The organism is Marinobacter flavimaris (assembly GCF_045057155.1).
GTDB classification, from domain to species: Bacteria; Pseudomonadota; Gammaproteobacteria; order Pseudomonadales; family Oleiphilaceae; genus Marinobacter; species Marinobacter manganoxydans.
This window is the reverse complement of the sequence record NZ_CP171359.1, coordinates 2,491,026-2,504,159: the sequence shown is the minus strand read 5'-3', so window position 1 is coordinate 2,504,159 and position 13,134 is coordinate 2,491,026. Positions and strand designations below refer to the sequence as shown.

Sequence of the window (13,134 nt, the reverse complement as noted above, 5' to 3'; positions counted from 1 at the left end):
TACTTTATGAAATCTGTTGCACTTCTCGATGGCGGCCTGGGCCAGGAAATCTACCGCAGGGCCATGAATGTTACGTCACTGCTCTGGTCAGTGGCGGTAATGCGGGAGCAGCCGGACGTGGTTACCGATGTCCATGCTGACTTTATCAGGGCCGGCGCCCGTACCCTGACACTGAACACCTATGCTGCAACGCCCACGCGACTGGCCAGAGAAGGCCTTGGTGACGAGATTGGTGCAATCCATCAACGGGCTTTCGAGGTGTTGGAGCGCGCCATCGCCTTAACGGGTGCCGACGTTGATATCGCCGGCTGCCTGCCGCCCTTGGTCGGAAGCTATCGGAGCCAGCCTGACCGTACGTTCGAGGATCTGAAATCGGAATTCGACATCCTTGTTAAACTGCAGAGTGGGGCGGACGTCTTCCTCATCGAAACCATGACCAACTCGCTGGAGGCGAAAGCCGCCTGTGCTGCCGCCAATGAATCAGGCAAACCCTTCGGAGTGGCATTCAGACTGGAAGCCGATGGCAAGCTCCGGTCAGGGGAGACCCTTGCCGAGGCTGTTGAAGCGGTGAGGGCGTCAGGGCCAACGGCGATTATGCTCAATTGCTGCGACCCGGAAGTGATTTCGCAGGCAATGCCTGAACTGGCCGGTCTTTACCCCTGCACGGGTGGCTACGCAAACGCGTTCAAAACAGTTGAACCAATGGCCGGCGGAGCGTTGGTGGATGAACTGGAAGCCAGGCAGGACGTGTCACCCGGGGTGTATGGGCTTCAGGTGAAACAGTGGTTGGATGACGGCGCAGGTGTTGTTGGCGGCTGCTGTGAAATCACGCCCGAGCACATCAGCCATCTGGCCGATGTGCTGACAGGCGAGTATAACCTGATACGGTTCTCGGAATTGGCGCGCGGTTAGCCGGCGAGCCGAGGAGCTTTGGCTCTGCGCGCTTCCACAGCACGTCTGGAACGACGTGCCTCGATGTATTGCATTGCATCGTTCCGGATGGGAAGGTGCAAGGCGCCTTCCAGATCATGGCGGTCGTAGCCAAGATCCGAAAGCGTATCATCTTTTTCTTTCAGCAATGACTCTGCCATACGGCGGAATTGCTGGCGTCTGGAATATCCCTCAATCCAGGAGGTGATCGGCTGCATTGCGGAGTGTGCCTGATGCTCTGTGCTCTTCAACATGTCTACGGCCCCGACTGTTGGTGAATGACTTGCAGCAGCTCGTTTGGAGACGTCTTGTAACTCGCCTACGGGTGCCTACAGCCGCTATTCTGGTATTCTCTCTGCCTTCAATCAAACGAAAGGAATTTAAGATCTTGTTCAGTTATGCTTAAAGCAGTTGCCGGCCATAAATCTATCCGTAGGGTCCGCCCATGAACATGCCTCTGCTTGATAACGATGTGCTCCGGAGTTTCGTTGCCATTGCGGAACATGGCACGTTTACCAGTGCCGCCAAAGCCGTTCACCGAACACCTTCCGCCCTGAGCATGCAGATCAAACAGCTTGAGCGGAACCTCGGGAAAACCCTGTTTGTTCGCGAACCCAGGCGCGTCACGTTGACGGCAGAAGGTGAGGTTCTTCTTGATTATGGGCGCCGATTGCTGCGCCTGAATGAAGAGGCCGTGCAGTATTTCGTTTCGCCAACCCTTGAGGGGAAAGTGGGTATTGGCACGTCTGACGATGTGGGTACCCGGATTCTGCCGGAAGTTCTGGCAGAATTTGCCAGATCCTATCCCGCCGTGCTGGTGGATGTCGTGGTTGGTTCGAGCAAACAGAATCTCGCTCGCCTGGACGCCGGGGAACTGGATATGACCCTGGTAACTGTGGCCGATGAGGGGCGTATTCCCCGCGGTGAGGTGGTGCACGAGGAACCGCTGGTCTGGGCCGGGCGAGAGGGCTCATCGGCCTATCAGCGTTCCCCGCTGCCGATTGCCATGGCCCATGAGGGATGTGCCTGGCGGCGTATGACCCTTCGGACACTGGACAAGGCGGGTATACCTTACAGGATTGCCTACACCTGTGAGCATTGTTCCGGTCAGGAGGCCGCTATGCTGGCGGATCTCGCCGTGGCCCCGTTTCCGCAAAGCCTGATTCGCCCGCCTCTGAAAGAGGTTGCCGGTGATAGCCTGCCGGAAATCGGCTTCTATCAGTTGGCGTTGGTGCGCCGGGGTTCAAATCCCCTTAATGATGCGCTTGCCTCGCATGTCAAAGAGGCATTCCTCGGTCTACGCTAAACGGAGCTGCAGGTAATAGTATTGCGCATATCCCCTAGCCGCCCGACTTTGAATCAAGGAAATAATCGATGACAGTTTATTTCGTCCAGGCCTTTATCTACCTGGTGGCAGCGGTCATCGCTGTGCCCCTTGCAAAACGCCTGGGGCTGGGCTCTATCCTCGGGTATCTCGTGGCCGGTGTGGTTATTGGTCCTGTCACGGGGCTGGTAGGGCAGGAAGCCAATACCATTCAGCATTTTGCCGAGTTTGGTGTGGTCATGATGCTCTTCCTGGTGGGTATGGAACTCGACCCCAGGGCGCTCTGGGCCATGCGTGTGCGCCTGGTCGGGCTGGGCGGGCTGCAGGTGGTGCTGACGGCGGCTGCAGGCATGGCAGTGGCCGCATGGTTGGGACTGCAGTGGCAGACAGCCATTGCGGTCGGTCTGATCTTTGCTCTGTCGTCCACGGCGATTGTTCTTCAAACCCTCAACGAAAAGGGATTGGTCAAAACCGAAGGTGGTCGCAGTGCTTTCTCCGTCTTGCTGTTTCAGGACATCGCTGTTATTCCGATGCTCGCCCTTATCCCCTTGCTGGCCCTGCCGGAACTCATGGACGCCACGGCAGGTTCCGACGCCCAGCAAGGTCACCTCAGCATGGTCGATAGTCTCTCGGGATGGGCTCATGGGCTGGTTGTGGTGGCGGCCGTTGGTGCCGTGATTGTTGGCGGCCATTATCTGAGCCGGCCCTTGTTTCGTTATGTGGTGCAGTCGGGCTTGCGTGAAGTATTCACCGCCACGGCGCTGATGCTGGTCATCGGGATTGCGGCCCTGATGAGTCTGGTAAATCTGTCCCCGGCGCTTGGGGCCTTCTTGGCTGGTGTCGTTCTGGCTAACAGTGAATTCCGGCATGAGCTGGAAGCGAACATCGAACCGTTCAAGGGACTGTTGCTGGGCCTGTTCTTCATCACCGTTGGCGCGGGCATCAACTTCGATGTGTTGTCCGAGCAATGGAGTACGGTGGTGTCACTTGCGGTTGCGGTGATCGCAGTCAAGGCCGCGATTCTGCTCGGCCTGGCGTTGCTGTTCCGGGTTCATGGCAGTAATGGCTGGCTGTTTACGTTGTCCCTGGCACAGGCCGGTGAGTTTGGCTTTGTGCTTCTGACCTACAGTGTCCAGAACAACGTGATTCCCATGGAAACGTCACAGGTCCTCTCACTGGTGGTGGCGCTGTCGATGTTCCTGACGCCGTTGCTGTTTATCGTGTACGACCGGATTGTGTTGCCCCGTTATCGTCGTTCACAAAACGACGAGCGCGAGGCGGATACCATCGATGAACAGGCGCCGGTTATCGTCGCTGGTGTTGGTCGTTTCGGCCAGATTGTCTGCCGGCTATTGCGGGCCAATAATGTTCCCATCGTTGCATTGGACCATGAGATCGAACAGATCGAGAACCTACGGCAGATCAATATCAAAAGTTTTTTCGGGGATTCGAGTCGCCCGGATTTGCTGGAAACCGCAGGCATCGAACAGGCCCGGCTGCTGGTCGTGGCGATCGACGACCGTGACCGTTCGGTGCAGATGGTGGAGCATGTGAAGCAGTTCTTCCCCGGTGTCTGGGTGCTGGCCCGCGCTTTCGACAGAGGCCACGGATACCGACTGCGCGAGGCCGGGGCCGATGATGTGGTGAGTGAAACCTATCATCCGGCACTCGAGCTTGGGGGTCATGCCCTGACCGCCATGGGTGTGCACCCGATGCGTGCCCGTCAGATGACCTGGGCCTTCCTCGACAATGAAAAAGCCCACGAGGATGAGCTGTTCGACGCCTGGAAGGAAATCGAGGAGGGCATCCGGTTCAGCCCCCGCTACGGTGAGTTATTCATGAAGCTGGAAGAAGCACTCAGCAGTGCCATGCAGAGTGATTGGGATGAGCCAAAGCAGGAGGATGTCCCTGTCTGGAGACCGCCTGAACGCTGACATGGAGGCATCGCTGGGCTAAATTATTGTCTGGGCGCCTCGTGAGGTCAGTATGGTTTCCAGGAAAACGCTCGTTGTCTCGGGAATGGTTTTTGCCGGATCCTGCCTGGCCGCCGAATCGGACCAGGGCGATTGTATTGCCAGCAGTATCCAGCCGGAAGCCATTGATCTGGACAAGCCGAGAGATCAGCTGGCCCGCCAGAGCGATCTGGTGATTCCCGAGGATGCACGCATCGCCAGCATCCGAGTTCTTCGCCGTCCCATCTTTGATACCACCGACCCTGAGCAGGACAACGCGCTCTATCGAACTCTGAACGCGCTCAACACGCCTACCTGGGAGTCCGCCCTGCGTGCCCAGTTGGTGTTTGAAGAAGGAGATGTCTTCAAGCCCGAGCTTATCTCCGAATCCGAGCGGGTGCTGCGCCAGCGTGAGTATTTGACCGCTGCCTGGGTAGGCGTAACCCGGGTTTGTGGCAACGAGGTTGAGGTAAGCGTGCTTACCAGGGATACCTGGACATTGTTCCCGAGCGTTGGGGTATCCCGATCCGGGGGCGAAAATACCACCAACTTCGGGTTGTCTGATCCCAATTTTGCCGGGTCAGGCAAGAGCCTCGGCATCGGCTATGCGAAGGACCCGGACCGCACCGAAACCAGTCTGTATTTTGATGACCCGAACGTACTGGGTTCGCATTGGCAGGCGGGGTTCTCGTTCGATGAGAGAAGCGACGGCCGGGGCCGAGGCGCCTACCTTGAGAGGCCTTTCTTCAGCGAGACCACCAACTGGCGTTTTGGGTTGAGCGGCATCGATGACGTAAGGGAAGAATCCCGCTATGTCGGCGCAGAGGCTATTGCCGATTATCGGCGCAGCCAGGAGTTCTTCAGTATCGATGGAGGCAAGCGCCTGGCCGAGAGGAACGATCGGCAACTGCGGCTGCTCGCCGGCTACCGCTACAATGCACTCATGTTCGACCGTTTGCCCAACGAACCCGATCTCGACATTCTCCCGGAAGACAGGACCCTGAGTTACCCCTGGATTGGCTTTGATTACCGCCAGAACCGTTTCCGTGAAATGACCAACCTGACCCGGCTCCAGCGGGTGGAAGATGTGCGGGACGGTTTCGTTTGGCGGACCGAGCTGGGCTACTCGGGCAGCGGGTTGGGTGCCACGGAAGATCGGGTGGTTCTCAACATGGATTTCCAGGATGCGCTGCATGCCTCGGAGACCAACTACGCCAGCTATTCCCTCAGCCAGAGCGGCACCTACCGTCTCGACGAAGATCGGGTGGAAAACCTGCTGGGCACAGTGAGCGTTCAGTACTTCCATGGCGGCTCGGAGCGCTGGAACAGCTGGTACACCAATCTCGCGTTCACCGCAGCACACAATCTGACAGCCGATCAGCAACTGCTGATTGGCGGGGAGAACGGCCTGCGTGGCTATCCCAGCGAATACCAGCAGGGTGACCGCAGGCTGCTATGGACCCTGGAGCGGCGCTATTTCCCGGACTGGCATCCGTTCAAGCTGTTTCGGGTTGGTGGTGTAATCTTCACCGACGTCGGCCGGGCCTGGTTCACTGACGAACGGAACAGTGGGCCGGACGAAGGTGTTCTGAAGGATGTTGGCTTCGGCATGCGGCTGGCGTCCAGCCGCATTGAGGTGCAGCGTATGCTGCACCTCGACTTCGCCTTTCCCCTGGATGGCGACGACAGTATTGATGATTTTCAGGTTCTGTTGCGGGGCAGAAGCCAATTCTAGAGCCCCCGCTCACCAGGTATCGACGAATTTCCCGCCTTCCCCAGACTGAATGCCGGAAGTGGAACTGAGCCCGCGTATCAACCACGCCCGCGTTTCCTGCGGGTCGATCACCGCATCAATCTCCAGATAACTGGCCACGTTGAGCGCCTTACCTTGCTCATAGGCTTTGGCGACCAGAGTATCGAACATCTTCTGCCTTGATTCCTCATCAGGCTGGGCGGCCAGTTCTTTGGCAAAGCCCAGGCGCACGGCGCCTTCCCAGCCCATGGGCCCGAACTCACCGCTGGGCCAGGCGGCCGTGAAGAAGGGGGTGAGCATGCTGCCCGCTGCCATGGCCTGGGCGCCAAGACCGTACGCCTTACGCAGAATCACGGTGAAGAAAGGCACACTGAGCTTGGCTGCCGCCACGAACATACGCGAGATGTGGCGAATGGTGGCCTGTTTTTCGGCGTCAGGCCCCACCATGAAGCCCGGTGTGTCACACAGTGACAGGATCGGAAGGCTGTGGGCATTACAGAGCTGCATGAAGCGGGCAGCCTTGTCACCTGCGCTGGCATCGACCGCTCCGCCCAGGTGGGCCGGGTTGTTGGCGATCAGGCCCATGGGACGACCTTCAATACGGACCAGAGCCGTGATCAGGCCTGGCGCAAATTGGCTGCGGAGTTCCAGGACACTGTCCTGATCGGCCAGGGTTTCGATAACCTGACGGATATCGTAGACCCGCATGCGGTTTTCCGGAATCAGGTGGCGTAGCCGTCGTTGATCGTCGCACTGCCAGCCTTCCAACGTGCCCTGAAAGTAAGACAAATATTTCTTCGCCACACTGACCGCTTCAGTTTCGTCCTCGACCAGGACATCAATCACACCGTTGGGCCCCATGACGGACACCGGCCCCACTTGTTCCGGGCTGAACCGCCCAAGCCCGCCGCCTTCGATCATGGCAGGTCCCGCCATCCCCAGATTGGCGTCTCTGGTGGCAATGATGGTGTCGCAGCAGCCAAGCAGTGCCGCGTTGCCCGCATAGCAACGGCCGGACACAATACCGAGCGTGGGCACGACGCCGGAGAGCCGTGCCATGCCGACAAAGGTATGACAGTCCAGAAACGAAACGCCGTTGGCGTCGGTGTCGGATGGGCGACCCCCACCGCCTTCTGCGAATAGAACCAGGGGGATTCGCCATTGCTCGGCCAGAGCGAGAATTCGGTCTGCCTTGCGGTGATTCGTCAGCCCCTGTGTGGCTGCGAACACCGTGTAATCGTAGGCCATGGTGGCGCAACGCCCGGCTTCGGGGCCAAATGCCGGCGCGTTCACGGTGCCAATGGCGGTAATCAGGCCATCCGCCGGGCTCATTTCAGCCAGCTTGTCCGCCGAACGTCGGCGTCGCTGTGCCGCCAGTGCAAGAGCTCCGTATTCATTGAAGCTGTCGGGGTCGAGCAGGTCTTCAACGTTCTCACGAGCGGTTCGCTGAGCAGTTTTACGCCGCTTTGCGACCGCCTCCGGTCGGCGCTGGTCAGTCAGCAGGTCATGACGCTCCAGAACCTCGGCGAGATCGGCCCGGATGTACTCCAAATCAACCGTCTCTTCATTCTGAATGCCGCCGGCCTCGACGTCGGCTGGTTCCAGGTAGACCAGTGCCTGCCCGTCGTTCACCGTTGTCCCTGGTTCTGCGGCAATAGCGTGGATGATGCCGGAGTTGGTTGCCTTGACCACAAACTCCATTTTCATGGCTTCAAGCACCGCCACCGGGTCGCCGATGGCGACGGAATCTCCTGGTGTCACATCGATACTGACAACCGTGCCTGAACTGGGCGCCTCAATGCCGATGGTGCCCGCCGGTGCGGCGATGGCGCCCGGGCTTTCGTCGACCGCCGAGGCAGATGCGTTGCCAAAGTGCAGGTGCGGGTGAGCGGTTTTGGTCGCTTCCGGGATCAGGTGTTTCAGGTTGTCTTCGACAAAGCGGGTGGTAACAGCCCAGGTTTCCACGCCGGAATGGCGGACCAGATTTTGCAGCAGACCAATATTGCTGCTGACACCGGTTAGCCGGAATTCGCACAGGGCGCGATAAAGCCGCCGAAGTGTTGAAGGGTAATCGCCGCCATGGGCAACCAGCTTGGCGAGCAGGGAGTCAAACGAAGGACTGATGGTGTAACCGGCGTAACCGTAGCCATCGACCCGTAAACCCGGGCCAGACGGTGGCTCGTAGGTGCTCAATGTGCCGGTAGCGGCGGTGGCATGACCATCGGCGTAGAGTGTTTCGCTGTTGATTCGCGCCTGAATCGCGAAGCCCCGCTTGGTGGGTGGCGACTCAAGAGCCAGATCAGTGAGGCTTTGGCCGCCAAACAATTGCAGCTGGGTTTGAACGAGATCAACGCCGGTAATCTCCTCGGTGATGGTGTGCTCTACCTGGATGCGGGGATTGGCTTCCATGAAATAGAAACGGCCGGGGTGGTCCTCGTCCACCAGAAACTCAAAGGTGCCGAGACCACGGTAGTTAACGGCGCCGGCCAGTTTCAGGGCGCTGTCGATCATGTCATCCCGGATCGAGGCGTCCAGTAAAGGACTCGGTGCAATCTCGATCAGCTTCTGATTTCGCCGTTGCAGGCTGCAGTCGCGCTCCCAGAGGTGACTGACGGCTCCGGTACCGTCGCCGACTATCTGGATTTCGATGTGCCTTGCCCGAGCGATCAACTGCTCAACGTAAAGTGAGCCGTTGCCGAACGCTGCCTGAGCCTCGGACTGGCAGCGCTGGAAGGCCTGCTCGAGTTCTGTTTCGGCGTGAACCGCCCGCATGCCGCGGCCGCCGCCACCGGCAATCGCTTTGATCATCAGAGGACCGTGCTCGTCCAGGAAGGCGCGGGCCTCGGTGAGGCTCACCGATCTGTTGATTCCCTTTATCAGGGGAACCTCGCAGCGTTCTGCCAGGGCCCTGGCAGCCGACTTGTCACCAAACCCCTCCAACACGTCGGGCGAAGGGCCAATAAAGATCAGCCCGGCCTGTTCGCATGCGCGGGCAAAACCGGCGTTTTCCGCCAGGAATCCGTAGCCAGGATGGATCGCCTCGCAGCCATGGGCCTTTGCGACCTCTATCAGTTGCGCTCCATCCAGGTAAGCCTTTACGCCATGGCCCGTTAAAGCCACCGCCTCATCGGCCATACGGGTATGCAGGCTGGCGTCGTCGTCTTCAGAGAAGACGGCCACAGACCGCAATCCCATTTCGTTGCAGGCTCGGGCAATGCGGATCGCGATTTCGCCGCGATTGGCAATCAGTACGGAGCGAAAAGTCATGGTGCCTTGTTCCCCGGGGTGTGATTTTTATTTTGGGCGACAGAAGCCACCATCCTAGAAACGGCATCCGGATCAGGCAAATGAATTTGTTTGAGGGTTGGTTATGAATGCGCTTGATGACTCAGGTTTCAGGGCTCGTTGGTCTCGTTCTGTTGCTTATCCGGAGCCCCAGGATAACCACGAGGGCGCCAAGCCAGATGCCAACTGAGTAGCGCTCGTTGAACCAGATTACGCCAATCAGTAACCCGAACATGGCGGCGACTGCGCCGAGCTGACTGTAGAAAACCGGGTTGGATCGACGCTGGAGTTCAAAGGCGCAGAGGTAGGTCAATGCGGTTAGAAGCCCCTGAACACCGACGATGCTGACCAGTTGAAGCCCTGTTGTTTCCGGGAAAATGGAGGTGCGCGTCAGCCCCGCTAACAGACCAAGCGTCCCTGCGGACGCCAGCAAGGTGCCTGATGCCAGGATCATGGGCTTTACACCGGACGGCCAGGCCACAGACCGGTAAACATTACCAATAGACAGCATGGCCGGGATGAGCAGGCCCATGGCAAACCAGAGTGCGTTCGGGCTGCTGATCTCCGAGTGGCGCTGAAGCACGATCCAGGCGCACGCGACGACCGCGATCGATAGCCCGGCCAGTTTGATCCAGCTGCGTTTTTCCAGCCCCAGACCGGCCGCTAGCAGGAACGTGAATATGGGGGGCAGGGCGTACATGATCCCGGTGAAGCCGGCTCCCAGTTTCGTGACCAGATAAAACCCGATGGCATTCGGGATCGCGATACCAGTCAAGCCGCTGATGAGAAAATAGCGGCCCAGACGTGGCTCCAGCAGAGAACGGCCTTTCCCCGCACACACCAGCAGAACGGCGCCTGCAATGAGTGTTTGCCAGAAGGCATAGGTGATGGCTGGCATGCCTTGGGATGTGGCTGCTTTTGCCAGCGCCAGCATGAGTGCGATCAGGAATCCATTGGCCAGTAGTAGGCCCCAAACTACGGACTGGGGGGGAATAATTGAACGCTGCGCTGTGGTTATCATCACTGAGTGCTCCGGTTTGTAAATGGGGGTCACCGGTAGTCAGTTTGCAGCAATCGATTGAGTTGATAATTGGGCTTGGCCGAACAATACTGCTTCCAATTCAGAAACAATCCGGAGGCTTCATTGGCCACTGACAAGCTCGTCGCAATGACAATCTTCAGGCGCGTCGCAGAGTTGGGCAGCTTTACCCGGGCTGCGGATGATCTTGAGATCACAGCGGCAACAGTCAGCAAACACATTGCCTTCCTCGAGCGGGATCTCGACACGAGGCTGATCAATCGGACCACTCGCCGCATGAGCCTGACCGATGCGGGGCTCGCTTTTCTGAAACGCACACAGGCCTTGCTGGATGAGTTGGAAGACGCAGAGCTGGAGGCAAGAGGGTTCCAGGCGGAGCCGCGAGGCACGATAAGGCTGAACGTCCCCATGTCGTTCGGCTTGACCCATATAACAGAGGCCATCGACAGCTTCCTCCGCGCCTACCCTGAAATTGACATCGACCTACAGCTCAGTGATCGAATGGTGGATCTGGTGGAGCAGGGCGTCGATATCGCTATTCGGGTTCGCAGCTCCCTGGCCGACTCGAGTCTTCTGGCCAGACCACTCAGAAAGTCCAGAAACATCGTTTGCGCGTCACCGGGGTATCTGGAGCGTGTGCCAGAGATTAAAGCCCCGTCGGATCTGGCCCAACACAACTGTTTGACGTTCAGCCTCCACGACCGACCAAGGGTCTGGGAGCTCGGTGGTCAGGAGGTGTTGGTCAGCGGTAACTATCGAACGGACAGTAGCCTGGCGATCCGCCAGAGTCTTTTGAGGGGAGCCGGCGTTGGTTTGGTGCCCCGATTCCTCGTCCATGAAGACATTGAAAAAGGCGCACTGGTCCCTCTGCTGCCAGACTTTCCGCCCAAACCCTACAGTGTGTTTGCCCTGTTTCCACCGGGGCGCAATCAACCCACAAAGGTTCGGCTGCTGCTTGACCATCTGGACCGGTATCTTGGAGAGAAACCCTACTGGGAATAGCGCTGGTTCCGGGGCTTTTCTCCTGGCTCTTTCCATTCTGGAAACTATGTAGTTCTATTCTGGCCGTTTTTCAGGGTCCAGAAGTTCCATAGAGTTGCTACCTCAACGCGAAGGAGACAACTCTATGAACATTCACGAAGCCCTGGACTGGCGTTACGCCGTCCGTGAATTTTCGCCCGAGAAGCTTGGTGCCCATACGGTGGAAACACTGGTTGATGCGGCTCGCAAGAGCGCCTCTTCTTATGGACTGCAGCCCTATAAAATTCTGGTCGTCGAAAGCAAGTCGGTTCGACAGGATTTGCTGGCCTACTCTTTTGGCCAACAGAAAGTGTTGGACTGCTCTCACTTGATCGTTTTTGCGGCGCAAACGGATATTGGTGACCACACGGTCGACAGGTATGTCACGCAGTTTGTGAAAACCCGCGACGTACCTGCCCAAGATATCTCCGGCTATGTGGCGCACATGAAAGAGGCGCTTGCAGCCAAATCCCGAGAAGAAAAACGGGTGTGGGCGCACCAGCAGGCCTATATTGCCCTGGGGACCCTGCTCACTGCTGCAGCTTCAATGCGAGTAGATAGCTGCCCGATGACCGGTTTCGATCACCAAGCCTACGATGACGTACTTGGACTGGCAAAACTGGGCCTTGAGACTACTGCCATCGTTGCTTTGGGTTACCGTAGTGCCCGTGACCGAACCTCCGGCTTACCGAAAGTGCGCTTTGATTACGGCGATATGGTGATCAGCGTGTAAGTGATACCCGGTCGATTTGGTGGTCTGGCTGGTGTTCCTTGTCTATAGGGTATAGGTTCGGAAGAACGGCAACACATTTTCGAGCTTACTGCCGTTCAAGAGGAGCACCAGCTCTATGAAGGTTTTTTCCAACCCGGTTGGTTCCGGAAATCTGTGGTTTGACAATCTCACCACGGCACAGGGCACACCGGTCGCGTACGATCCACAGGCCAGGTCTTTCGTTCCGATGCCGCCCTTTTGCGCGAACCGGGACATCATCGGCTGCAACTGGATTGCGCCTGAACAGGGGGCATTCTGTCGTTCCTGCGCGATGACTGCTCTGGCGCCCGACCCCAATATTCCTAACGCCATGCCCAATTGGGCCGAGACAGAAGCCTCCAAGCGCTGGGTGCTGGACAACCTCGGCCGTTGGCACTGGTTTCGCCCTGAGGATCCGGGCACGCGCCCGGTTTTCCACATGTTGGCGGAAGGCCTGACCCCGGTTGCCATGGGGCACGCCAATGGTGTGGTAACGATCAGTGTTGCAGAAGCGGATCCAGTGGTTCGTGCCACCCGGAGGCAGGCCCTGGACGAACCCTATCGAACCATGGTCGGCCACATGCGCCATGAAATCGCTCATATGCTCTGGTGGCGCCTGAGTTTGCGTGAGGACTTTCTGGATGCGTTCCGGGAGATGTTTGGTGATGAACGCGCTGATTATCCGACAGCGCTTGAGCATCATTACCATAACGGTCCGCCGGAAGACTGGAGGCTTTTCTACCTGACCAGCTACGCCTCGGCACACCCTCACGAAGACTGGGCCGAGACGGCTGCACACCTGCTGCACCTGACAGACATCACTGACAGTCTTGTATCAGCCGGACTGACATCGCCCGAGGTGCCGAGGCAGGGTTGGGACCCTTACTCAGAGCCAGACACGGCAATGCTGATAAATGTCGCAGCGTCGCTGGCCATTCGGGTTAACCACGTGAACCGTTCCATGGGGCTGTCTGACCTTTATCCGTTTGTGCTCTCGGAAACGGCGCAACGCAAGCTTGCGTTCGTGCATGACTGGTTGCGCCGCGGAGCCCAGGGCCTTTAATCCGTTTGAGCGCCGGT

The 13,134-nt window shown here is 58.3% G+C and carries 10 protein-coding genes; 7 read left to right on the top strand and 3 right to left on the bottom strand.

Annotation, left to right across the window (positions count from 1 at the left end):
• Positions 1-6: 6 nt before the first annotated feature.
• Positions 7-912: a homocysteine S-methyltransferase family protein gene (locus ACGK9W_RS11780; RefSeq protein WP_008172376.1), complete on the top strand. Its 906-nt coding sequence runs from the start codon at positions 7-9 to the stop codon at positions 910-912.
• On the opposite strand, the gene ACGK9W_RS11775 is transcribed toward ACGK9W_RS11780, so the two are convergent.
• Complete coding sequence (locus ACGK9W_RS11775) at positions 909-1,184, bottom strand: hypothetical protein (RefSeq protein ID WP_227497794.1); 276 nt, start codon at positions 1,182-1,184, stop codon at positions 909-911. The two genes, ACGK9W_RS11780 and ACGK9W_RS11775, sit on opposite strands and share 4 nt — an antisense overlap.
• Before the next feature lie 191 nt (positions 1,185-1,375).
• On the opposite strand from ACGK9W_RS11775, the gene ACGK9W_RS11770 reads away from it, so the two are divergent.
• The 3 genes from ACGK9W_RS11770 to ACGK9W_RS11760 all read left to right on the top strand — a co-directional run bounded on the left by ACGK9W_RS11770 (position 1,376) and on the right by ACGK9W_RS11760 (position 5,941).
• Positions 1,376-2,236: a LysR family transcriptional regulator gene (locus tag ACGK9W_RS11770; protein WP_008172373.1), complete on the top strand. Its 861-nt coding sequence runs from the start codon at positions 1,376-1,378 to the stop codon at positions 2,234-2,236.
• Between the two features lie 68 nt (positions 2,237-2,304).
• A complete protein-coding gene (locus ACGK9W_RS11765) occupies positions 2,305-4,188 on the top strand; it encodes a monovalent cation:proton antiporter-2 (CPA2) family protein (protein ID WP_405416918.1) in 1,884 nt (627 codons plus the stop codon).
• A gap of 52 nt (positions 4,189-4,240) precedes the next feature.
• Positions 4,241-5,941: a BamA/TamA family outer membrane protein gene (locus tag ACGK9W_RS11760; RefSeq protein ID WP_405416916.1), complete on the top strand. Its 1,701-nt coding sequence runs from the start codon at positions 4,241-4,243 to the stop codon at positions 5,939-5,941.
• Between the two features lie 9 nt (positions 5,942-5,950).
• Here the strand turns inward: ACGK9W_RS11760 and ACGK9W_RS11755 are convergent, their stop codons facing one another.
• Together ACGK9W_RS11755 and ACGK9W_RS11750 are read right to left on the bottom strand one after the other, a co-directional pair.
• On the bottom strand, positions 5,951-9,226 hold the full coding sequence (locus ACGK9W_RS11755; protein ID WP_405416914.1) for a carboxyl transferase domain-containing protein: 3,276 nt from the start codon (positions 9,224-9,226) through the stop codon (positions 5,951-5,953).
• 121 nt (positions 9,227-9,347) lie between these two features.
• On the bottom strand, positions 9,348-10,265 hold the full coding sequence (locus tag ACGK9W_RS11750) for a DMT family transporter (RefSeq protein ID WP_092033330.1): 918 nt from the start codon (positions 10,263-10,265) through the stop codon (positions 9,348-9,350).
• 123 nt (positions 10,266-10,388) lie between these two features.
• Here ACGK9W_RS11750 and ACGK9W_RS11745 point away from each other — a divergent pair, with 123 nt between their 5' ends.
• From ACGK9W_RS11745 to ACGK9W_RS11735, 3 genes are all read left to right on the top strand, one after another.
• On the top strand, positions 10,389-11,285 hold the full coding sequence (locus ACGK9W_RS11745; RefSeq protein WP_092033328.1) for a LysR family transcriptional regulator: 897 nt from the start codon (positions 10,389-10,391) through the stop codon (positions 11,283-11,285).
• Between the two features lie 124 nt (positions 11,286-11,409).
• The gene (locus ACGK9W_RS11740; RefSeq protein ID WP_092033325.1) at positions 11,410-12,036 is read left to right on the top strand and encodes an NAD(P)H-dependent oxidoreductase; all 627 of its coding nucleotides are present in this window, start codon (positions 11,410-11,412) and stop codon (positions 12,034-12,036) included.
• A gap of 115 nt (positions 12,037-12,151) precedes the next feature.
• A complete protein-coding gene (locus ACGK9W_RS11735; RefSeq protein WP_008172360.1) occupies positions 12,152-13,117 on the top strand; it encodes a putative zinc-binding metallopeptidase in 966 nt (321 codons plus the stop codon).
• Positions 13,118-13,134: the final 17 nt, after the last annotated feature.